Genomic DNA, 21,490 nt, shown 5'->3' with positions numbered 1-21,490 from the left:
GAAATACAGATTGGCCGTCGCAAAGGGGCATGGTCCTGCTGGCTTCAAAGAGCAAGCGACGCCGCTAAACGGGGCATGGTCCTGCTGGTTTCAAGGAGCAAGCGAACCAGACAGGCGGGCGCAATCATCGACATGGACCTGCTCGCCCCTCGATGTTCCACGTGAAACAATCACCCAAACCATGCCCCAAGATAGGGGCCATAACTGTCGTAACCCGTGCGCAAAATCAACAGACCCACCACAGCCAACAACACTTTCCGCACAAAACCCGCCCCTTTGCGAATCGCCAAACCCGAACCCACTTTGGCGCCCGCCAGGTTAAATGCCGCCATTAGCAAACCCAGTGCAACGATCACGTGCCCGGCCGGAGCGAACCAGGCAAGCGAGGCCAAATTACACGCGATGTTCACCACCTTGGCCCCGGCCGTGGCTGCCAAAAAGTCGAAGCCAAACAACACCACAAAAGCGACCATCAAGAAGGATCCGGTGCCGGGCCCAAAAAATCCATCGTATAAACCGATGGCCAAACCCACCAGACCGCCAAACACGCGCTCGCGCGAACGCCCAAGTTTTGGGGCATGAACACTGCCCAAGTCTTTGCGCACAAAGGTGTAAATGGCAACGCCCAACAAGAGCACTGGCAGCAGTAAGCGCAGCACCTCGGTGGACACTTGCGTCACAATGTAGGCCCCAAGGTAAGCACCCAGCAAGGCCATCAAGGTGGCGGGCAATACTGCATTCCACGGCACCTGAATAGCTTTGGCATAGCGGTAAGCAGCAAAAGAGGTTCCCACCACGCTGGAAATTTTGTTGGTGCCAAGCAGAGTGGCGTGACCGTGGCTTGGCAGCAGCCCAAACAAGGCTGGAATCTGGATCAGTCCGCCGCCACCAACCATGGCGTCGATCAAGCCCGCGCCAAACGCTGCCACGCACAGCGTGACCAACACCCACCACTCAATGTTTTCAAACATAAAACGCCCAGTGAAATAGAAAACGGGCGCCTTGTGGGCGCCCGCCATAGGACAATTTCCGATGTATCGGAAAAAAGTCTAAACCGTCAACAAAAGCATCAGGCCGCCAAACGGCTGGCAATCTGGCCTTTTGTTTCTACCAGCTGCGCTGGCAGATTGTGCTTGAGTTTCTCGAACAACTCGGCATGCAACTCAAGTTCTTTTTCCCAAGCCGCCTTGTCGATGGCGGTGATGGATTCGAACTCGGCCTTGCTGAAATCCAAGCCATCCCAAGAAATGTCTTCGTAGCGGGGTGATGTGCCAAACACATGCTCCACGCCCTGCCCTTTGCCTTCAACACGCTCCAACGCCCACTTCAAGACACGCATGTTCTCGCCAAAGCCTGGCCAAATGAACTTGCCATTTTCATCGGTGCGGAACCAGTTAACACAGAAAATGCTGGGCAACTTGGCACCGGTGGATTCGAGCTTCTTGCCCAAATCGAGCCAGTGCTGGAAGTAGTCGGCCATGTTGTAGCCACAGAAAGGCAACATGGCAAACGGATCACGACGCACCACACCTTGCTGACCAAAAGCAGCGGCTGTGGTTTCAGACCCCATGGTGGCAGCCATGTAAACACCCTCCACCCAGTTGCGGGCCTCAGTCACCAAAGGCACGGTGGTGGAGCGACGTCCGCCGAAAATGAAAGCGTCAATGACCACGCCTTCTGGATTGTCCCAGTTTTGGTCGATCACAGGATTTTGCTCAGCCGCCACGGTGAAACGTGCGTTGGGGTGCGATGCCTTGCGACCACAGTCGGGAGTCCAGTCCTGGCCGGTCCAGTCCACCAAGTGGGCAGGCGCTTCTTTGGTCAAACCTTCCCACCATACATCACCATCGTCAGTGAGTGCCACGTTGGTGAAAATCACGTTGGCATTCAAAGACGCCATGCAATTGGAGTTGGTTTTGGTGTTGGTGCCCGGGGCCACGCCAAAGTAACCCGCCTCTGGGTTGATGGCGCGCAGCTTGCCACTGGCATCGGGCTTGATCCAGGCGATGTCGTCCCCGATGGTGCTCACCTTCCAGCCGTTCATGGATGCTGGGGGGATCAACATGGCGAAGTTGGTTTTACCGCAAGCCGATGGGAACGCCGCTGCAACGTGATACTTCTTGCCCTCGGGTGAGGTCACGCCCAGGATCAACATGTGCTCGGCCAGCCAACCTTGATCGCGGCCCATGGTGGAGGCGATGCGCAAGGCCAGGCATTTTTTGCCCAACAGCGCGTTGCCGCCGTAGCCAGAGCCATACGACCAGATTTCACGGGTTTCTGGGTAGTGCACGATGTACTTGGTGGTGGGGTTGCAAGGCCATGCCACGTCTTTCTGGCCGGCTTCCAGCGGTGCACCCACGGTGTGTACGCAAGGCACAAATTCACCATTCTCGCCCAGCACGTCGTACACGGCCTTGCCCATGCGGGTCATCATGCGCATATTGGTGACTACATAGGCGGAGTCAGACAATTCCACACCGATGTGTGCGATCGGGCTGCCCAAAGGCCCCATGGAGAATGGAATGACATACAGGGTACGGCCGCGCATGGCGCCTTTGAACAGACCGTTCAAAGTGGCGCGCATTTTAACGGGGTCTTCCCAGTTGTTGGTGGGGCCGGCGTCTTCCTGTTTTTCTGAACAAATGTAGGTGCGGTCTTCAACACGCGCCACGTCAGAGGGGTCGGACCAGGCCAGGTAAGAATTGGGGCGCTTCTCGGGGTTGAGTTTGCGCAGGGTGCCTGCCTCAACCATTTCAGCGCACAGGCGGTTGTACTCCTCTTCCGAGCCATCACACCATACGATGTTTTTTGGCTCGGTGAGGGCGGCGATTTCTTCCACCCACGCGATGAGCTTTTTGTGTTTGACGTAAGACGGCACGGTCTGGCTGACCATAGACAGCACTGCACTCATGCTAAAACCTCCAGATAGACAAATGTAATTCTTGAGTGGGGGCAGCGTGCCGCTCAACGGGCAAAACACCGGAGTGGGTCCACGCGCCAGGCCGGGGAACACACAGCCTTTTTCGCCAACGTAGCCCTCGAGTTTAACATGTTGACACCAAACGGAAATAATATTTTTCTATAGGGATGATCACGTATTCTGAAGACTTGTTTTCTTTCAACATTCAGGCATGTAAAGTGTTGGACATTGCTCACAATCCCCTCGCCTTGACATGAAGCTCATCGCTGTTTGTGCCGGTGCTGTCGCACCCCTTGTTTACCGAACCGCAGCAGGGGAAATCAAAACCCTGGCCAGTGGCATTCGCAAAGAAGCGATTAGCACCCTGCAATCACCACGCAGCATTGAAGTAAAGCGCCTGAACGTGCAGGGCGACGAGCAATGCGATTTGTCTGTGCACGGTGGCTTGGACAAAGCCGTGTACATGATGCCCAGTGAGCACTATGAATTTTGGAAAAATCGCCGGGCAGAGCGAAAACTCGACACCCAACTGCCTTGGGGCATGCTGGGCGAAAACCTGGTCTGCGAGGGCTTGACCGAGCAAACCGTGCGCTTGGGCGACGAATTTGAAATTGGCTCGGTGCGCTTGCGCGTCACCGACCCACGCGAGCCCTGCCACAAATTTGCCATTCGCATGGGGTATGGGGCCGCGCCCAAAGAAATGATTCAGCAAGGCAACTGCGGATGGTATCTGCGGGTGGTCAAAGCTGGGGAATTGAAGGCCGGCGACGCCATTGTTCACCACCCCAACCCACAAGGCAAAACCGTGCTGGAGCAATTTCGGTTTGCAACTCGCAAGGGCCAAATGGATTTGCTGTAATCAACGAACCATGACGGCCTTGCGCCATGCTTTGGCTTGCGCCAAGGCGGCCTCGGTGTTGAGTGTTTCAAGGCGGGCAATCCAGGCAGGGTTGGGGTCGTGTGAATACATTTGCACAGCCAGTGCGAGGGCCTCGTCGTCCCAACCGTCGTTGGCATACAAATCAAACAAGCTTTGGCCCAAGCCGGGGCTTGTGGGCAGGGCGCGCATCCACTGCTCTGCCTGAGCGATCGCTTCGCGCATTCGGCCGGCCTTTTGCATGGCGCCAATGGCCTCCACGGCCTCGAAATCATCCACGGCCGATTTGCGAAGCAATTCAGACAACAAGGCCTGCTCACTCAAATGTTCCAGCAAACCACGAAGCCTCAAGCGTTTCCAGCGCTTGTCAAATGAGCGCCAATTCACCTGAGTGCTTGGCTGGGTGGGCTCCATCGCCCGAACCTCCTCCTCAGCCAGGGCCAGCACGGTGGTGCGGTCGCAGTCCGCCAAATTCTTCCACCACCAAGCGGGGTCAACCAGGCCAGCTTGGTCGAGCATGGCCACGGGGTAAATATTGTGCGCCCGCTCAATGAGGTCACCCACATGCTCAGCCACGTGCACCAACCATTGACGGGTTAAGGTGCGCACCGCCTTAAGCAACACGCCTTGTTTGTCGTCTGCACCTTCCGAAATTTGGAGCAGCTTTTGCAACGCCCACGAACCGACCTCCAACAGCAAACGCCTGGCTGGCTGCCGGTGCATTTCAGAATCCATCCAGCCCAAAATGACGTAAGCGCGCACAGCGATGCGCTCACAGGAGGCCGCAGAAGGGCATCGTGCTTGGCCGATGTATTTACCAACGGCTTGTTTGAATTTGCGATGCAGCGCAGGGGTGGTCGGGTTCGCAAGGCATTCGTCGAGCAAATGACAAGCCTGTTTTAAAAAGCCCAAGGCACGGGCCAGATCGGGCATCAAATCGGAAGCGCCTGCCAACCACATCCACCACTGCTGCCCGCTGCGGCTGCGCATGGCTTGTTCAAGCGACTCGCCCGTGTCGAGCGGCTCGGTTTCACTCAAAAATTTGGACATTCAAACTCGCCCACAGCTACACTGCTACCAACAACTGAGTATAAGACAGAAGGGGTAGTTGAGTGAAAAAGGCCTTGTGTGCTGTTGCGGTGTTGGCCATGTTGGGCGTGGCCACATTTTTTGGTTTGGGTTTGTACTCGCAAACCGGTTCACCACCGGGGCTGGTGGCCGGCAAATTGCAACCCTGCCCGGCCAAGCCCAATTGTGTAAGCAGCGAAAGCGCACCCAGTGACCAGCACGCCATTGCCGCGCTCGAACTGACTGTTCCGCCGGGCGCTGACCCCATGGCCAAGGTGAGAGACGCAGTCAAACTGTTGGGGGGCGATGTCATTCAAAGCAATGAGACCTACCTCGCGAGCACGTTCTCAAGCAGCATTTTTGGCTTTGTGGACGATGTTGAATTTCGTCGCGAGGCCGGAGGCTCTTTGGTGCATGTTCGGTCCGCCTCAAGGGTGGGCTACAGCGATCTGAATGCCAACCGAAAACGGGTGGAGCAAATTCGCGAAATGTTAAATCCCTAGGGAAAATACCCGGTAATAAACCATCAATTTTGGTGGGATCGCTCAAAGTGGTGGCCCCTCTGCAGAGTGCCTGCGTGTAAAGTAACTGCAGTGAGGAAAGGTGGACGGAGACGCGGCGAGGATGAGCAGTCCCAAAGAGATCAATGAAGCGGTACGCTTAACCGAGTTGTACCAGCTGGCCATTTTGGACACCGACAAAGAGGAGTTCTTTGAGGCCTTGGTCGAGCTGGGTATTTCTGCTTTCAACAGCGCCTTTTGCTTCATCGCTTTTCTCGATTCCGAGCGGCAGTGGTTCAAAGCCAAGCGCGGTTTTGAAGTTCGTGAAATTCCCAGGCAACTGTCCATTTGTGCCCACACCATCAAGTCGGGCGACCCACACGTCATCAACAATTGCCTTGAGCATCCCATCTTCAAAAGCAACCCCTTGGTGCTGGGTAGCCCATGGATTCGAGCCTATCTAGGCATTCCAGTTGAAACCCCAAGCGGCAGCAAAGTGGGCACTTTTTGCGTGCTCGACGACAAGGCACGGGAGTGGTCCAACGCTGAAATTAAAATCGCCACCGCATTGGCCAAATTGGTGTCCAACAGCTTGGCCGAGCGCAGCGAGAAAAACCAACGCCCGGCGGGCATGGGCGAAGCAGACCCACCCGACCATTTGGGTGTGCCATTGGGCAGTTGGAAAACCGCCGACACCAAAGGGTACATTGAGCTCTCCCCCTCGCTGGAGCGTTGGCTTTGCCTATACAACACGCGCCAAGTGGATGGTGAATGGTTTAACCAGTTGCCTGTACCAAGCGACCGCGAGATGGTGCAAGAAGCGCGACTTAAACGAAACGGCGCGCCTGTGTTTTATCAAGTGCGCCTGCCCAACGGGGACACCGTTCGCTTCGAAGAACAGGTCTACGACAACGGCGACACCGACAACCCGCGGCTGTTTGGCCTGATCAAAAAAATTTCGGATCCACAAAGCGGTCATATTCAGGGGCTTGAACACATCGAGTCGGCACAACCCTCGCCCCGAACAGACCCCAAAGAGGACTTGCGGCGTTTTCCGCAACCCTTTTTACAAGAGACCCTGAAAGGTCGCCTGTTGGTCGATACACAAGGCATTGTGCTGGGTTGTGCCTTTGATGCAGATGAAGATTTTACCCCTGCAAAAATCAAAGGCAATCTACAGGATCTTTTACACCAAGACGACTGGCCCAGCCTGCAACAAACCCTTGGAAATTGTGCAAAAGACGAAGACAAAGGCCCTCTTTGGATTCGCCTAAAAAGCGCTGAATACCAAAACACAGTGCTAAAAATGTGGGTGCGCGCCAAGGGCGGTTTTCATGCCTTCAAACGCCCACAGCTCATCATCCAGTTTGTGGCGATGATCAACCGGCAAAGCACCGTACAAAAATCGATATTCCACGAAACCCTGCTCGGTTTAACCGGGCAATTGGCCAAGGTGGGAGGCTGGTACTACCACCTGGAAAGCGGCTCATTGAAGGTGACAGACACGCTTCGGGATGTGCTCGCAGCAAACCGCGAATCGATGTCCTCCATATTCCACCTCAGCTCGCTGCTCACCAAAATGTCTGGGCGAAACGTGGCTGTGCTGTTCATCGAGTGCATCAACAATCGAAAACCCGCGAGCCTTGAGTTTGCCTACGATGCCAGCAACGGTGAGGGCATGCGCTGGTACCGCATGACTGTTCGCCCCTCGGTGGGCGAGGAAGGTCTGCCTCAAGGCCTGTATGGCGCCCTGGCCGACATCACCGACACACGCCGGGTTGAACAGGCCCTGGAAAAAAACCTGCTGACCTACAACCTGATTGTCGACAACCTCACCGATGGATTGATCGAGGTGGATGCTTCTTTGCAGGTGAGTTTTGTTAATCGCAACGCCAAAAACCTGCTTCAAAAAGACCGCGAACTGTTTGTGCATGCCACCCCGCTGAACGAGCTGATTCCCGACCTCGACCAAACACAATTTGGCACCTTGATTGAATCAGTGAATGCGGTGGGGTTTTCGCGTTCGGTGGACCAATACCTGTCTGCAATCAAGCGGTGGATCAGCCTGCGGGTGTTTCGATCTGGCGCTGGCTACACCATCTTGATCAAAGACATCACCAAACGAAAAAACCAAAGCAGCGACCTGTACATGCTGAATTCTGCCATCGAGCAAATTCGGGAAGTGATCTTGGTCACCAATGACATTCGCAAAGACAAAGATCCCTTTGGTATTTTGTATGTGAACTCTGCGTTTGAAACCATGGTGGGTCAAGGCCGCGAGAAGTGGATTGGCCGCAACCCTTACCACCTCATTCACGGTCGCATTCCCACACGAGACTACCGAAAGCTGTTGGTGGCGTTTTTAAGCCGCCAAAAAGTATTGGTTAAAACCACGTACGAGCAAAATGGTGGCGCGAAGCTACCCTGTGACATTTTGGTGTCACCATTTTTGGACACAGCGCGCAATGCGCCATGTTTCCTCATTGTGTTTCGGGTGTTCGAATAAAAGAAGAGAAGCTTAGGCGGCTGCGGCCGAGCTTGTGGAAGCGCGCAGGGGCATGGCCTGCGTTGTGCGAGGCGTAAACACCATGGCATGAATGGTTTTGACCAAATTGGTCATGGTCTCTGCGGTGTCTTTGCGCAAAAAGCGGGCGCGCTGCAAAGCATCCGAACGGTACTGCACCAAGCGCTCTGCGCGCTCCAAACTTTCCAGGTTGCAAGACATGTACGACACTGGCACGCGGTGAACATGGTCGGTGTAAAAGCTCAGAATGTCTTCAATGCCATCAATGGCGTTGTCTGGAAAATGAAGATCGGACAGCACCGCCGCGGGATAAGCCCTGCGACCACTGTCAGCCTCTTTGAAAGCATCGCAAATTTCGCCAAACCGCTCAAACACAGTCAAAGAGATGGGGTAATGGGTGACCTTGGTGATTTCTTCAATGGCCTCTTCCACCACCAAACGGTAAAAAGGCGAATCCTCGGCAACCCACACCTCCAGAGGTTCAAATAAAGACTCGCTCACGATTCACCCGGCCATCTGGCATGTGATAAGAATGACTCTAGAGTAGTGGATTTTGCTGCACCTGCGATCAACACAAAGAGACCCCCCTCCATTTGGAGGACATTCGGGCTAACCCACCCAATGCTTCAAATGAGGTCATCCTCCAAATGAAGGGTAACCACTGCGGGAGGGAACCTTTAACATTTATTCACGTGTGCAAACACTTGCGCCAGAAAAACAAAGGCAAATCGAATTTGGAGGGTTGCCAAAATGAGCTCCAACGCAGTATTGTTGATCGAAGACCATCCCTTGGTGTCCATGATGCTAGCCGACATGTTGACAGAACATGCGCCTGACCTTCAGGTGGTGAAGGTGCCGAGCATTCAAGCCAGTGAAGCGCATGTGCAAGACGACCCCAGACTGGTGATTTTCGATTTGAACCTGCCCGATTGCGATGGCGTGGTGTCGGCCAAGCGGGTTCAGTCTTTGTTCCCGTTCTCGCAACTGCTGGCGTTTACTGGCACCACGCACGATGACATTCTGCTTGAGCTGTCCGACATGGGCATTCCCTTTGTAAGAAAATCGGCTGACTACCATGAGCTGCTCGATGCCGTCATGCGGGGCCTCAGCGCCGTGGGTGTACGCTGCAACGAGGCCGTGGCCGCAGACAAACTCAAATCCAAAAACGAATTTCAGTCGAACATCATTGCACCGGGAAGCAAAAAGCCACTCACCTGGCGACAGGTCGAAATTATGCGGCGCATTGCCGTGGGCATGACAGCCAAAGAAGCGGCCCGCGACATGAACTTGAGCCCAGAAACCGTGAGAGCGCACATGCGTGAAGTGTTGGTGCGTTTGGGTGCGCAAAACCGTGCCCACGCAGTTTCTATTTTTACAAAAGCCGAGCGCCAATCGCGCTTGTTGGAAGAGGCACAAAGCAACTGATCGTCTGGAGTTTTCAACGCTGACGCCAGAAAATTCCAATAACAAGGCTGGCCCATGAAGCTCACTTTATTAATCCGCATTTTCGCCCTGCTGATTGTTGTTTTTACAATTTTCAGCATTGGTGTTAAAAGCGTTTCCATCCATCAGCAGAAGGTCCAGGGCGAGCACTACAAGGCCTGGGCCTCTGATGAGGCCATACTTGCCGGCACATTGGCTGAGTTTGAAGCCATGCGCAAGCTGGTGCTTTTGTACGCCGCCAGCCGCAACCCCGAATACATCAACCACTACCTCGACATTGTGGGCCTGCACAATGGCAGCCGCATATACAACAAACCCGTGGAACGCGACTACTGGGTCGATGTGATCACTGGCCAGCAAGAAAACGATGCCGTGACCTGGGGCATTGGGCAAAACCTCAGCGAGCGCCTGTACAGCTTGCGCTTCATCCAAAGCAACGAACCCACCATTGAACGGATACTGGACCTACGCCACCAGCTCGAAAAAAACGAGCTGAATGCGTTTGCCAGCGGCATCACCAAATACGTTGAAAAACCAACGGACCAGTTCTTGGGTGCAACTGAACTCAAAGAAACATTCGGCGTGTTGTTTGACAAACAACACATCGAACTGACCAATGCTTTGTCCTTTGAGTTGGCCCGATTCATGGAAGCTGAAAAACAGCGCTACCTGGGCCTAATCGAGAATTCCCGGGATGAGTTGGCTTTGAGTGTGTACCTCGATGTATTGTTTACCCTCATTTTTTTGTTGGGCTTGTTCATGGGTTTGGTGTCGATCAAAAAGAAAGTGATCGACCCCATCAATTCGCTTTACAACGCCAGCGAAGAAATCATGAAAGGCGACTACGCGGTGCGCGTGAACAACCGCGCAGGCTCTCATGAAATCAACCTCCTGATTCGCGCGTTCAACCGCATGATTCGATCCTTCCAGCGCGACCTCGAAAAAAGCGAGCGCGTAAAACAGGCCTTGGAAGAGGTGAACCTGGCCAACGTGGAAAAAGAGCGAGCCAAAAACGAGTCGCGCATCAAGAGCTCATTTTTGGCCAACATGAGCCATGAGATTCGAACCCCCATGAATGCCATCCTTGGCATGACCGCGCTCACATTAAAAACCGAACTCACCGACAAGCAGCGCGATTACCTCTCGAAAATTCAGTTGTCGGGCGACAATTTGTTGCACCTGCTCAACAGCATCTTGGATTTGTCGAAGATTGAATCGGACATGTTCAAATTGGAGGAGCGGCCTTTCCGAATGGATGAAGTGTTGGAAGAGGTGTTTGGCACCCTGGGCTCATCGGCCCTGGACAAAAACATCCGTCTTTTGTACACCCTGCATGGCAAAGGCATTCAATCCACGCTCAACCGTTTGGTGGGCGATTCACTGCGTGTCGGGCAAATCTTAAAAAACCTCATTGGCAATGCAATTAAATTCACCGGACAGGGCCACATCAACGTCACTGTGAAAGTGCTCAAGCAACTTGAAGGGCAGGTGACCTTGCAATTCAGTGTAAGCGACACCGGCATTGGCATGAGCAAAGACCAACTTCAGCGGGTATTTGATAAATTCACACAGGCCGACAGCAGCACAACCCGCATGTTTGGTGGAAGCGGCTTGGGCTTGAGCATCGCCAAAGAACTGGTGCATTTGATGGAAGGCGACATACACGCCCATTCAACACCCGGGCGCGGCTCGGTGTTCTATTTCACATTAAACCTGAAAACCCAAGAGCTTGAAGCCCCGGCCCGAAACCCCCACAACGCCAGCGGCCCCAATTTCAACCGCGCCTTTATTTGCACCTTAGACCAAAAACTACACCGCTCTGTGGCCAGTATTTTGGACCAGTATTACATTGCACTGGTGCCCATGTCGCCAGATGAATTGCTCACCGACACCTTGTGCCTGGAACAAAACGACGTGGTGATGGTGGACACTGAGACCCTCAAAACCGTGCCCGAATTGCTTGCGGGCTTGAAGGCTGGAAATTCACAGCTGGGCCAACACCTGGTGTGGATATCGAACACCAGTGCAGAGCCCAATGAACACGTGCTGACTCCGCCGATTTTGCCATGTCACCTGCAGGCGATTAGCCAAACCTTGATGGCGCAAAAAGCCGTCGCCATGCCCGCTCTACCCAACAGCTTGCAGCTTGAAAGCATGACCGGCACAACAAGCAAGGACAGCAGCCGACCAGTCAAAATTTTGATTGTTGAAGACCACCCTTTAAACATGGAGTTGTTGCTGGACTTTTTAAGCCCGCGCCAGGATGACATTCGCTGTGCCAAAGACGGGCGGGAGGCCATCGCCATTTTGCAGGACACCCCAGAGCCATTTGACATGATCATTTCGGACCTGGAGATGCCTTTTGTAGACGGCTACCAATTGGCAAGCTGGATCCGAGAAAATGCCGTGCACTGCGTCACCCCCATCATGGCACTGACCGCCCACGCCTTTGAGCAAACCCGCGTTCGCTGTGAAGAGCATGGCATCAACGAGGTGCTGACCAAGCCTTTCCATGAGCAAAGCCTGTTTGAGGCCATACAACGTTGCCTGCGCCACCGCGGCAGTGAAGTCAGCGAGCATGTGCAACTTTTGCCAGCCCTGCCTGAACCTGGCACGGGTGAAACCGAACCCATTCAGCATTCAAGCATTTTTAAAACGGACAGCTTTGAACCCGAGCGACTGGCGAAGTACATCACCAAATTCCTTCAGACCAGCGAAAACCTGATTGAAAAGCTGGAGGAATATCTGGCTGCCGGGGACCATGCCGGGTTCAAGCGCGAAATACATTCGCTTGCGGGCGTGCTGGGCATGCTGGGCAGCGAAAGTGTGAAGCAGCAATTCTCAAAAATGGACAAAGCGCTGGAAGACCCAGCCATGCAGCAACCTGTGTTGAAAGAGATTCGCAGCACTTGGCCTGCAATCGTCAACGAGGCCGAAAAAATTCTGGTGTTGTTTAACCGCTTTGGGGCGCATTGAATGCGTTTGAATGGCGGCAGCAGGTTGTATGGTTTACCATCGTTTAACAAAAATTAAAACTTAGAAAAATACATTCAAGGGTTATGTCGTGAGAACACTAAGCCGTATTGTTATGCCCGCGCTGCTCGCCATGGCAGCTTGGGGCGTGCCCGCATGGGCCAATGCCGAGGTGGTGCTGGTGGGTTCTGCCAGCCTGCCTTTTGGCGAGATTTCAAAGACCAAGTTGCGCGATTTGTACACAGGCCAAAGCCAGACCGTGGGCGAAGCACAGGTCATGGTGATTGACCGAGAAGACCAGTTTGGTGAACGCAGCCAGTTCATCTACAACACCTTGGGCTTTAGCACCGACGAATTCACGACCGTTCAACGTTTGCTTGAGTGCATCGGGGGAGCCAAAACACCGCCTGTGGCAAAAAGCGCCAGCCAAATGCTCGACATGCTCAACCGCAACCCCAACGCCTTGGGTTACCTCAGCAAAAAGGAATTGGCCGATCTACCCGCACAAATCAAACTGAGACAAATCCGGATTTTGCCGCAATGAAACACAGGCTTTGCGAGGCTTTCGCTATGGGAACAAAGATCAAACAGTTGATGGTGTTGGCCGCTTTGTTGGTATTGATGCCCGTGGACCAAGCGCATGCCTTTTGTATAGGCCCCATCATCAAGGAAATCAAAGCGCTGGCGCAACATCCTTTGGTGGTGGAGTCGGTTAAAAAAGGCAATGCGAAGGGTTTAACCCTTGAACAAATCAAGGAAATTGACGAACGCTGGATTCAGCAAAAAGGGAAGGTGCCCGAAGCACAAGCCATGCTGGAGTCTACCGTGTCCAAACTATTGGCTTTGGAATTGGCGCAGAAGATTTACCTGAAAGAAGCCATACTGACCGGGCGGCTAGGCGAAAACGTTGCCATGAGCCCCACCACCACTGACTATTGGCAAGGAGATGAAGAAAAATACCTGGCGGTGTTTGACGAAAACATTCCACCGAGCAAGCCCGACCACATCATATCGCGGGCCAAATGGGACGAAAGCAGCCGCGCCATGATCGCCAAAGTCAGCGTTGGCGTGTTTGATGGCCCACGCATGATAGGCACCTTGACCGTGGGTGTAGACCTAAAGCGCGTGCCACAAACTCACTGATTGCCAGCTTGAGGCTGGTTTGCATCACCAAACTTGTGTTTTACACTGCGCTCGGCTTTTAAAAAAACATTCACCGCCTGGGCTTTGTTCGATACTTCCAAACGCTTGAATATTTCTCGAATGTGGCCGCGCACTGTTTCAGGGCTCAGGCCAATTTTTTGCGCCACCATTTTTGCAGACATGCCCTCAGCGGTCATCCGCATGATTTCAACTTGCCGCCAGGTCAGCGGCTTTGCACCGGGGTAAGCCGCAATATTGGATTGATGCTCGTTGGCAGGCGCATCGGCCAACACGCGGTTCATGATGCCGCTTTTAACCAGTACCGCTTCAATTTCTTGAGCCAACACAGCTTGGCTGGTGGCCTTGTCCAAGACCCCATAACCTGCCCGTTCCGCCCGGGCCCTGATTTCCGGGCTTACAAAACCGGTGTAGATCATGGCGGTGATGCTGGGGTACATCGACTCCAGCCAATCAATCGTGGCCTCCCCTTTGGAATCGGCCAGGGTGAGGTCAAAAATAATCAGGTCGGGTCTTCCAAACAAATGCTCACGTGCTTGAGCCAGGCTGGTGGCCACACAAATCTCAGCGTGAGGCGCCATGTCTTTGCAGACGTCTTCGATCACCATCGAAATCAAGGGGTGATCTTCCAGAACAAGAATTTTGTTGGGTTTGCTCATAAGGCGAAGTTTCACGCATCCGGGCCTTGCAGCCTCTAGGTATATCGCCAAAGATTACATGAAATCCGCAGCAAAAATAAGCGCAAGCCAACCAATCCACAAAATGGGGGATCCACCGATCGTGCATCCTCCAACAGCGGAATGGGCAACCCCCTTGCCGAGGCGCACACTTGCATCAAGTAACAATCGATTCGCAAGGACGCCTTCCATGAACATGGCCCTGGTTAAAAACAATGTCATCACCGAGATTCAGCCCACCACATGGCACGCCCATGAGGCGCACACCGAGAGCCGGGTGGTGCTTGAACTGGACAATGTGGCCTTGGCGCTGAAGCAGTTTTCTGCACTTTTGAGCCAGGCCCACGCGGTGCAAGCACAGTTTGCCATGTTGCTTCAGCTAAAAACCTGGGTGCTGAACAAGCCCACCCTTCAAACCCTGCTAGAAGAATACCTGCTGGCCGTGCAAGATGCGCAAGCCCATTTGCACCTCGACCAAGAGCGCTACGACGAAGCCATGCAAAACCTGTGCGACCAGTTGGCGTTTTTGTCAGCGGTGTTTGAGCAAGAATCCCAGTTGCTGGGCCAGACCCTGTTTGATGAAAACACCGTGGTGATCTGCGACTAAGAAAATATCGCAAGTGCCGTTGTTGTCCGCAGGTATTTATTTGCCGATGCAAAAACGGCTGAAAATCAGACCCAGCAGGTCATCGGGCAACATCTTCCCGGTGATCTCGCCCAAGGCATCGTGAGCCAAGCGAAGTTCTTCGGCAAACAAATCCAAGATGCGATCGTCTTGTTGTGCAAACTCAGCGGCCTGTTGAAGATGCGCCCCGCACACGCGCAGGGCGTCCACATGGCGTTGCCGCGCCATAAAGCCATGCTCAGGCGTGTGCGCGATGCCCACCATATTCAGCACCTCGTCCTTTAGGGCCTCTAGCCCCAAACCTGTTTTGGCTGAAACACCCAGCTGCCCCGCAGGCAAATCGGGCGTGTGTTGAAGCAAATCCACCTTGTTCCACACCACCAGACTGGGCAAGGCCTTGGGCAGTTGCAAGTGCCCCAGCAAATCGGGGTGGGTTTGGGTGCTGGCGTCTTTCAGGACCAACAACAAATCGGCCTCTTCAACCGACTTGCGCGTGCGTTCAATGCCAATGCGTTCAACTTCGTCAGCCGTGTCGCGCAAACCCGCCGTGTCCACCAACACCAACGGCACGCCGCGAATGTTTAACTCTTGTTTGATGCGATCGCGCGTGGTGCCAGCAACCGGCGACACAATGGCCACGTCTTCGCCAGCCAAGGCATTGAGCAGACTTGACTTGCCCACATTGGGCTCACCCACCAGCACCACTTGTAAACCATCCCGAAACTTCACACCTTCTTGGGCACTGGCCAACAAGGCGTTGTGGGCATGCAGGATGGTTCGCAGTTGACCTTTGGCATCGGCCTTTTCCAGAAACTCAATTTCTTCTTCAGGAAAATCAAGCGTGGCTTCCAACAACAGGCGCAAATGCACAATGTGTTCAGCAAGCGCATTAACCTGCCGGGAAAACACACCGCTCAAAGACGCTGCTGCTGCACGCGCCGTGGCCACGGACGATGCATCAATGAGGTCGGCCACCGCTTCGGCTTGGGCCAAATCCAGCTTGTCGTTTAAAAAAGCCCGCTGCGTAAATTCGCCCGGCAAAGCGTGGCGAAGTTGGAGTGAACATTCCCGGGCTATCTCGAAAGCACGGGCCATGACCGCCTGCAACACCGCCTGTCCACCGTGGCCCTGAAATTCCAGCACATGTTCCCCGGTGAACGAAGCTGGGGCAGGAAAGCGAAGCACCAAGCCATCATCGATGGGATGGCCATGTGCATCACGCAACACCAACCGTGTGGCCAAACGGGGCGCAGGCATGCGGCCACAAAATTGCAGGCAAAACTGCTCGAACTGCTGGGAAATTTCGTGGGTACAGGGAAAAGAAAACCGCACCACCCCCACCCCACCCTTGCCGGGTGCGGTGGCGATGGCCACGATGGCGTCAGCGCGCTGTGGCAGGAGCTGACTCAATTTGACGGGTGATCACCCACTGCTGGGCAATCGACAGGATGTTGTTCACCACCCAGTACAGCACCAAACCAGCCGGGAAGAAAATAAACATCACCGAGAACACCAAGGGCATGATCATCATGATTTTAGCCTGCACGGGGTCGGGTGGTGTGGGGTTCAGCTTGGTCTGGATGAACATGGTCACCGCCATGATCACCGGCAAAATGTAGAAAGGATCGGGTGCAGCCAGGTCGGTCACCCAGCCAAGCCACGGTGCATTGCGCATTTCCACGCTGGCCAACAGCACCCAGTACAAGGCAATAAACACCGGAATTTGAATCAAGATGGGCATGCAACCACCCAAGGGGTTGATTTTTTCGCGCTTGTAGAGCTCCATCATGGCGCGCTGAAAGCCCATTTTGTCGTCGCCATACTGCTCTTTAAGCTTTTGCATGCGCGGGCCCACTTTGCGCATTTTCGCCATGGACTTGTAACTGGCTGCAGACAAAGGGAAGAACACCAGCTTAATTAAAATGGTCAGCACTACAATGGCCCAACCCCAGTTGCCAACCACGCTGTGGATTTTTTCCAGCAACCAATAAATGGGTTGCGCCACCACAGTGAGCCAACCGTAATCAACCACCAGCTCCAGGCCCGGGGCCAACTCTTCCAGCACCCGCTGATCTTGTGGGCCGGTGTACCACTTGGCGTTGTAGGTGGCCACCTGGCCGGGCTCAATGGTGCCCATATTGCTCACCAAGCCGATGGAATACAAGTTGCTGTCCACCTGGCGAGTGTAGTTTTCGCGTGGGCCCTGCTGGCCAATGATGGCCGACACAAAATAGTGCTGAATAATGGCCAACCAGCCGGAGTCGGTCGACTTCACATAATTGGCGCTGCGATCTGCAATGTCAGAAAACTTAATTTTTTGGTACTTTTTCTCGGGGCTGTACATGGCCGGGCCTGTGAAGGTGGCGTACAGCGTGGAATCCGATTCCAAGGGGTTGCCATCGCGGGTGATCTGCAGGTATGCGCTGGGCGTAATGGCTGCCTCGCCCACGTTGCGGGTGCTCAACTGAAAATCAATGTCATAACGGTCTTTGTACACCGTGTAGGTGTAGGTGGACTCCACGCCGCCACTGCTGGCTTTGAACACCAAATCCAGGCGATTGCTGCCCGGGGCAAAACTGGTGTTGCCCGACACAAATTCGAACAAGGTGCGGTGGTTGGGAGCTTGCGCCACACCGACCACACCCGCCTGGCCCAAATAGGTACGATCGCTGGATTGCTCAAACAGCTGAGTGGGCAAGCCGGGGTTGATGGCATCAGGGTGCTGCAACAGCTTGGAACCCACCAATTGCGCCCCTTGGGTAGAGAACTGCAGCTCTAACACATCGGTGGCAATGGTGATGGTTTGGGCTTGGGGTACGGGTGCGGCCTCGGCCACATCCGCCACACCATTGCTGGCAGCCTGCGGCAAATCGGCGCTGTTGGCTGCTGGCGCTGGAAGGTCGTTGGTGGACGTGATTGATGCCGCAGGTTGGGCCTTTTCTTCAGAAGTAGCCGCTGCGGGCAAACCAAACAAGGTGGGTTTGCCGATTGAAGCCTGGTAATTGTCCCAAAGCATGATGAGCGACAAACTGAAAATCATCAGGAGGACAAGCCTACGCGTTTCCATTGAAATCCTTCGTTAGGGGTGAATCTGTTTTCGCACTCGATGAACCGGGCACGGGATCAAAACCGCCGGTATGCCAAGGGTTGCATTTGCACATTCGTGCCAGTGCCAAGGCAGAGCCTCGCAGCGCGCCATGAATTTTAACTGCACCGAGGGCGTATTCTGAGCAGGAGGGGTAAAAACGGCAGGATGGCGGAAAAAGCGGGCTAATGCCCAGCTGGTACCCACGAACTAGGAGGGCAATTGCTTTGGCGGCTGGGGAGAGTGCGGTGGGTTGGCTGCCGAGTTTGGCAGATTGACCCGCTGCAGGCCCGCGCTGAGAAGCTGTTGAATTTCTGTCCACCATGCTGCTCGATCTGAGTGGCCCACTGCTTGCACCGGCTTGGTGAAACGGACCAAAAACTGCCCTTGGGCATGCGCCAGGTGTTTGTAACACGCGTGACGCACAATTCTTTTTAGGGTATTGCGGTCAACAGCGCGTTTGGCCAAGCGCTTGGGGATGAGCACTCCGAATTGTGTAGGCCCCGGCTTTAAAATACCGTGCAGCATGAGCCGCGGCGTTTTGGCAAGCGGGCGGATTTTTAGCAGTGGCCCGAAGGAATCGGACCGACCAATGGCGCGCGCTTGCTGACCGGATTTTAGACCAACAGGCAAGCCGGAGTGGCCAACACTCAAACGGACAAGCGGGCGCGACCCTTGGCACGACGGGCGCGCAACACTGCGCGGCCACCGCGTGTGCGGGAGCGAACCAAAAAGCCGTGGGTTCTTTGACGGCGAACTTTAGAAGGTTGATAAGTGCGTTTCATGGCAAGCCTCGGCCTGTTTTTACCAGGGGCAGGTGCCCGCCGTGCAAAAACTGGCAAAAATGGGTGTAAACAGGGTAACCCCTGAAACAAACGTACAGGGAACCCGAAATTATAGATGGTTTTTGGCGAAAAACCTAGAAATATCTGCAAGTTCGCTGGAAGCGGGAAGCACCTTCCCTCAATCCGTGGGGGTTTCGATACAATGGCTCTCTGCAGGCACCGTCTACAGACTCCCATCGAGCAAATCCCCGAAAAATAAAGGCTGTTTAAACGTGATTGATCAATTCTGGACCCACTGCGTTGAGGCACTCAAAAAAGAATTACCTGCCCAACAAATCAAATTGTGGATCGAACCGCTCACCGTGGTGGAATTTGATGAAGACACAGGCAATTTGGCGATGGCCGCCCCCAACCGGTTCAAACTCGATTGGGTATTGAACAACTACGGCGGACGCTTTAACGAATTGGCGAGCGAATTTTTTGGCTGCGACATCGCCATTCAGTGGCAAGTGGCCGCCAAAGCCCAGACCAGTGCGCCACCAAGACCCAACCCAGGCGTGGCAGCCGCTTCACAGACCAGCCCGGCAGCCTCGACCGCCCCGAAGGTGGCAGCCTTGGCCCGTGAAGAAATCGCCTCCACCGTGTACGAACGAAGCCGGCTGAATCGTGACCTGTGTTTTTCCAACTTTGTGTCTGGCCGAGCCAACCAGCTGGCCCGTGCGGCCGCCGAGCAAGTGGCCTCCAACCCCGGGGTGAGTTACAACCCTTTGTTTTTGTATGGCGGGGTGGGCTTGGGCAAAACCCACTTAATCCACTCCATTGGCAACAAGCTACTGGAAACCAACCCAAACACGCAGATCCGCTATATTCATGCAGAGCAATACGTCAGCGATGTGGTCCGGGCTTACCAACGCAAATCATTTGAAGACTTCAAACGCTCGTATTACTCCCTGGACTTGCTGCTGATCGACGACATTCAGTTTTTTGCGGGCAAAAGCCGCACTCAGGAAGAGTTTTTCTATGCCTTTGAGCAACTGATTGCCGCACGCAAGCAAATCATCATCACCAGCGACACTTACCCAAAAGACATTCAGGGCTTGGACGACCGGCTGATTTCCCGCTTCAACAGCGGCTTGACCGTGGCCATTGAACCGCCTGAACTTGAAATGCGCGTGGCCATTCTGCTTAAAAAAGCCGAGCAACAAAAAATACAGTTTTCTGACGATGTGGCATTTTTTGTGGCCAAGCACATGCGCAGCAATATTCGTGAGCTGGAAGGCGCTCTGCGCCGCATCATGGCTTTTGCAAGCTTTCACAACAAGCCCATCACCATGGACCTGGTGCGGGAAGCGCTGCGGGACATGATCTCGGTGCACCACGGCCAGGTGTCGGTTGAAAGCATCCAAAAAACCGTGGCCGATTACTACAAGATCAAAGTGGCGGACATGTTTTCCAAGCGCCGGCAAGCCAATATTGTGCTGCCCAGGCAAGTGGCCATGTACCTGGCCAAAGAACTCACAGAGAAAAGTTACGTGGAAATTGGCGAGTTATTTGGTGGTCGAGACCACACCACAGTGCTGCACGCCGTGAACAAAATTGCCGAATTGCGCAACCAGTCTGCGGAATTGAACCACGCCTTGCACGTGCTGGACCAAACCTTGAAGGGTTGATTTAGAATTGTGGAAAACTGTGTACACAAGGTGCAAAAAAAACTGAGTTATCCACAGAAAAAAAAGAACCTCGAAGAACGGCAAAAAGTTATCCACACTGTACCCAAGCCGTCCAAAACGTTTTACACGGGTTTTAAAAGAACCTAAGAAGCTTTAAACAAAGGAAAAAATAGAGTTATCCACAAATTGCCATCGACTCTATTACCTAATCCTATAAGGAAATATTAAATGGAATTAATTCAAAGCTCACGCGATGCATTGGTTCGAAAACTGCAAATCGTCAGCAACATTGTGGAACGTAGAAACACCTTGCCGGTGTTGGCCAACATCCTGCTGAAAAAGCAAGGTGGCCTGCTGACCCTGTTGTCTTCAGACATTGAAATGCAGATTCAAACCTCTGCAGAGGTGGGAGCAGGTGGAGAGGAGGTGTCCACCACCGTCGCGGCACGCAAGTTTTTGGATATTCTTCGCTCTCTGCCCGATGACTCGGAAGTGGTGGTCAAACTGGATGGCAAAAAGATGTCGGTGCAGGCCAAAAAGAGCCGATTTGCCCTGCAAACCTTGCCCGCAGAAGATTTTCCTTTGGTGCAAGAGCCCAAAGAATGGGTGACCCAGGTCACTTTGCCCCAAAAAATGCTCAAGAACCTGTTGGGCATGGTGCATTTTTCAATGGCCCAGCAAGACCTGCGTTACTACTTGAATGGTGTGCTCTTGGTGATCGACACGGCCTGCGTGCGCGCAGTGGCCACGGACGGTCACCGCTTGGCCTACGCTGAAGCCACTGGCCAAGGGGGCATGGCCAAACACGAAGTGATCATTCCCAGAAAAACCGTGCTGGAACTGTCTCGCCTGCTCAACGACACCGATGACACCGTGACCATCGACCTGGCCAGCAACCAGGCCAAGTTCAGTTTTTCGGATGTGACCCTGATCACCAAGCTGGTGGAAGGCAAGTTCCCTGATTACCAGCGGGTGATCCCCAAAACCCATCAGCACCATGTGGTGATTGCTCGTGATGCCCTGCTGCACTCCCTGCAACGCGCATCTATTTTGACCAGCGACAAGTTCCGCGGCATTCGATGGGTGTTGGCACCCGGTGCCCTCACCATTGTGGCCAACAACTCCGACCAGGAAGAAGCCCGCGATGAAATGGAAGTGGAGTACCAGGGCCCCGAGATGGAT

At 54.0% G+C, this 21,490-nt stretch carries 20 protein-coding genes; 10 read left to right on the top strand and 10 right to left on the bottom strand.

Annotated features, from left to right (window positions below; translation table 11 throughout):
• Positions 1-170: 170 nt before the first annotated feature.
• Both ACEQU8_RS13740 and ACEQU8_RS13735 read right to left on the bottom strand, forming a co-directional pair.
• Positions 171-971 carry a TSUP family transporter gene (locus tag ACEQU8_RS13740; RefSeq protein WP_370264353.1) on the bottom strand — a complete coding sequence of 267 codons (801 nt, stop codon included), beginning with the start codon at positions 969-971 and terminating at the stop codon, positions 171-173.
• A gap of 98 nt (positions 972-1,069) precedes the next feature.
• Positions 1,070-2,911 carry a phosphoenolpyruvate carboxykinase (GTP) gene (locus ACEQU8_RS13735; protein ID WP_370264352.1) on the bottom strand — a complete coding sequence of 614 codons (1,842 nt, stop codon included), beginning with the start codon at positions 2,909-2,911 and terminating at the stop codon, positions 1,070-1,072.
• Positions 2,912-3,173: 262 nt separating this feature from the next.
• Here ACEQU8_RS13735 and ACEQU8_RS13730 point away from each other — a divergent pair, with 262 nt between their 5' ends.
• Positions 3,174-3,779 (top strand): MOSC domain-containing protein, encoded by a 606-nt coding sequence (locus ACEQU8_RS13730; protein WP_370264351.1) that lies wholly within the window; start codon positions 3,174-3,176, stop codon positions 3,777-3,779.
• Here the strand turns inward: ACEQU8_RS13730 and ACEQU8_RS13725 are convergent, their stop codons facing one another.
• The gene (locus ACEQU8_RS13725) at positions 3,780-4,847 is read right to left on the bottom strand and encodes a hypothetical protein (RefSeq protein ID WP_370264349.1); all 1,068 of its coding nucleotides are present in this window, start codon (positions 4,845-4,847) and stop codon (positions 3,780-3,782) included.
• Positions 4,848-4,909: 62 nt separating this feature from the next.
• Here ACEQU8_RS13725 and ACEQU8_RS13720 point away from each other — a divergent pair, with 62 nt between their 5' ends.
• Both ACEQU8_RS13720 and ACEQU8_RS13715 read left to right on the top strand, forming a co-directional pair.
• Positions 4,910-5,368 (top strand): DUF1499 domain-containing protein, encoded by a 459-nt coding sequence (locus ACEQU8_RS13720; protein ID WP_370264348.1) that lies wholly within the window; start codon positions 4,910-4,912, stop codon positions 5,366-5,368.
• A 121-nt stretch (positions 5,369-5,489) separates the two neighbouring features.
• Complete coding sequence (locus ACEQU8_RS13715) at positions 5,490-7,871, top strand: PAS domain-containing protein (RefSeq protein WP_370264347.1); 2,382 nt, start codon at positions 5,490-5,492, stop codon at positions 7,869-7,871.
• A 12-nt stretch (positions 7,872-7,883) separates the two neighbouring features.
• Here ACEQU8_RS13715 and ACEQU8_RS13710 read toward each other — a convergent pair whose 3' ends face one another.
• Entirely contained in the window at positions 7,884-8,390 is a 507-nt protein-coding gene (locus ACEQU8_RS13710) for a hypothetical protein (RefSeq protein ID WP_370264346.1), read from the bottom strand.
• A 249-nt stretch (positions 8,391-8,639) separates the two neighbouring features.
• Here ACEQU8_RS13710 and ACEQU8_RS13705 point away from each other — a divergent pair, with 249 nt between their 5' ends.
• From ACEQU8_RS13705 to ACEQU8_RS13690, 4 genes are all read left to right on the top strand, one after another.
• Positions 8,640-9,314, top strand: coding sequence for a response regulator transcription factor (locus tag ACEQU8_RS13705; protein WP_370264344.1), 675 nt, complete (start codon positions 8,640-8,642; stop codon positions 9,312-9,314).
• Positions 9,315-9,368: 54 nt separating this feature from the next.
• Positions 9,369-12,308, top strand: a complete 2,940-nt coding sequence (locus tag ACEQU8_RS13700) for an ATP-binding protein (RefSeq protein WP_370264343.1) — start codon at positions 9,369-9,371, stop codon at positions 12,306-12,308.
• 112 nt (positions 12,309-12,420) lie between these two features.
• Positions 12,421-12,849, top strand: a complete 429-nt coding sequence (locus tag ACEQU8_RS13695; RefSeq protein WP_370264342.1) for a hypothetical protein — start codon at positions 12,421-12,423, stop codon at positions 12,847-12,849.
• A 26-nt stretch (positions 12,850-12,875) separates the two neighbouring features.
• A complete protein-coding gene (locus ACEQU8_RS13690) occupies positions 12,876-13,448 on the top strand; it encodes a hypothetical protein (protein ID WP_370264341.1) in 573 nt (190 codons plus the stop codon).
• On the opposite strand, the gene ACEQU8_RS13685 is transcribed toward ACEQU8_RS13690, so the two are convergent.
• Entirely contained in the window at positions 13,442-14,125 is a 684-nt protein-coding gene (locus ACEQU8_RS13685; protein ID WP_370264340.1) for a LuxR C-terminal-related transcriptional regulator, read from the bottom strand. The genes ACEQU8_RS13690 and ACEQU8_RS13685 overlap by 7 nt on opposite strands.
• Before the next feature lie 208 nt (positions 14,126-14,333).
• Between ACEQU8_RS13685 and ACEQU8_RS13680 the strand changes: the two genes are divergently transcribed.
• The gene (locus tag ACEQU8_RS13680) at positions 14,334-14,750 is read left to right on the top strand and encodes a hypothetical protein (protein ID WP_370264338.1); all 417 of its coding nucleotides are present in this window, start codon (positions 14,334-14,336) and stop codon (positions 14,748-14,750) included.
• A gap of 36 nt (positions 14,751-14,786) precedes the next feature.
• Here ACEQU8_RS13680 and mnmE read toward each other — a convergent pair whose 3' ends face one another.
• From mnmE to rpmH, 5 genes are read right to left on the bottom strand one after another with little or no spacing between them, the layout of a single operon-like run.
• Positions 14,787-16,178 (bottom strand): tRNA uridine-5-carboxymethylaminomethyl(34) synthesis GTPase MnmE, encoded by a 1,392-nt coding sequence (mnmE, locus tag ACEQU8_RS13675; protein WP_370264337.1) that lies wholly within the window; start codon positions 16,176-16,178, stop codon positions 14,787-14,789.
• Positions 16,150-17,835, bottom strand: a complete 1,686-nt coding sequence (gene yidC / locus ACEQU8_RS13670; RefSeq protein WP_370264336.1) for a membrane protein insertase YidC — start codon at positions 17,833-17,835, stop codon at positions 16,150-16,152. Before yidC ends, mnmE begins: the two co-directional genes overlap by 29 nt.
• Positions 17,822-18,178 carry a membrane protein insertion efficiency factor YidD gene (gene yidD, locus ACEQU8_RS13665; RefSeq protein WP_370264335.1) on the bottom strand — a complete coding sequence of 119 codons (357 nt, stop codon included), beginning with the start codon at positions 18,176-18,178 and terminating at the stop codon, positions 17,822-17,824. The genes yidC and yidD overlap by 14 nt, the downstream gene beginning before the upstream one ends.
• Positions 18,064-18,486 (bottom strand): ribonuclease P protein component, encoded by a 423-nt coding sequence (locus tag ACEQU8_RS13660; protein WP_370264333.1) that lies wholly within the window; start codon positions 18,484-18,486, stop codon positions 18,064-18,066. Before ACEQU8_RS13660 ends, yidD begins: the two co-directional genes overlap by 115 nt.
• A gap of 17 nt (positions 18,487-18,503) precedes the next feature.
• On the bottom strand, positions 18,504-18,638 hold the full coding sequence (rpmH, locus tag ACEQU8_RS13655; protein WP_370264332.1) for a 50S ribosomal protein L34: 135 nt from the start codon (positions 18,636-18,638) through the stop codon (positions 18,504-18,506).
• Positions 18,639-18,913: 275 nt separating this feature from the next.
• Here rpmH and dnaA point away from each other — a divergent pair, with 275 nt between their 5' ends.
• Together dnaA and dnaN are read left to right on the top strand one after the other, a co-directional pair.
• Positions 18,914-20,308 carry a chromosomal replication initiator protein DnaA gene (gene dnaA / locus ACEQU8_RS13650; protein WP_370264355.1) on the top strand — a complete coding sequence of 465 codons (1,395 nt, stop codon included), beginning with the start codon at positions 18,914-18,916 and terminating at the stop codon, positions 20,306-20,308.
• 228 nt (positions 20,309-20,536) lie between these two features.
• The coding region (gene dnaN, locus ACEQU8_RS13645) for a DNA polymerase III subunit beta (RefSeq protein WP_370264331.1) at positions 20,537-21,490 on the top strand (954 nt) is incomplete at its 3' end.

This window comes from Limnobacter sp. (genome assembly GCF_964228395.1).
Taxonomy (GTDB): Bacteria; Pseudomonadota; Gammaproteobacteria; order Burkholderiales; family Burkholderiaceae_B; genus Limnobacter.
This window is presented reverse-complemented; position numbering and strand designations above follow the sequence as displayed.

Excerpts from the sequence above, each read along its gene's own strand:
- ACEQU8_RS13740 (WP_370264353.1), bottom strand. The coding sequence starts at position 971 with ATGTTTGAAAACATTGAGTGGTGGGTGTTGGTCACGCTGTGCGTGGCA.
- ACEQU8_RS13735 (WP_370264352.1), bottom strand. The coding sequence starts at position 2,911 with ATGAGTGCAGTGCTGTCTATGGTCAGCCAGACCGTGCCGTCTTACGTC.
- ACEQU8_RS13730 (WP_370264351.1), top strand. The coding sequence starts at position 3,174 with ATGAAGCTCATCGCTGTTTGTGCCGGTGCTGTCGCACCCCTTGTTTAC.
- ACEQU8_RS13725 (WP_370264349.1), bottom strand. The coding sequence starts at position 4,847 with ATGTCCAAATTTTTGAGTGAAACCGAGCCGCTCGACACGGGCGAGTCG.
- ACEQU8_RS13715 (WP_370264347.1), top strand. The coding sequence starts at position 5,490 with ATGAGCAGTCCCAAAGAGATCAATGAAGCGGTACGCTTAACCGAGTTG.
- ACEQU8_RS13705 (WP_370264344.1), top strand. The coding sequence starts at position 8,640 with ATGAGCTCCAACGCAGTATTGTTGATCGAAGACCATCCCTTGGTGTCC.
- ACEQU8_RS13700 (WP_370264343.1), top strand. The coding sequence starts at position 9,369 with ATGAAGCTCACTTTATTAATCCGCATTTTCGCCCTGCTGATTGTTGTT.
- ACEQU8_RS13695 (WP_370264342.1), top strand. The coding sequence starts at position 12,421 with ATGCCCGCGCTGCTCGCCATGGCAGCTTGGGGCGTGCCCGCATGGGCC.
- ACEQU8_RS13690 (WP_370264341.1), top strand. The coding sequence starts at position 12,876 with ATGGGAACAAAGATCAAACAGTTGATGGTGTTGGCCGCTTTGTTGGTA.
- ACEQU8_RS13685 (WP_370264340.1), bottom strand. The coding sequence starts at position 14,125 with ATGAGCAAACCCAACAAAATTCTTGTTCTGGAAGATCACCCCTTGATT.
- ACEQU8_RS13680 (WP_370264338.1), top strand. The coding sequence starts at position 14,334 with ATGAACATGGCCCTGGTTAAAAACAATGTCATCACCGAGATTCAGCCC.
- yidC (WP_370264336.1), bottom strand. The coding sequence starts at position 17,835 with ATGGAAACGCGTAGGCTTGTCCTCCTGATGATTTTCAGTTTGTCGCTC.
- yidD (WP_370264335.1), bottom strand. The coding sequence starts at position 18,178 with ATGGTGGACAGAAATTCAACAGCTTCTCAGCGCGGGCCTGCAGCGGGT.
- rpmH (WP_370264332.1), bottom strand. The coding sequence starts at position 18,638 with ATGAAACGCACTTATCAACCTTCTAAAGTTCGCCGTCAAAGAACCCAC.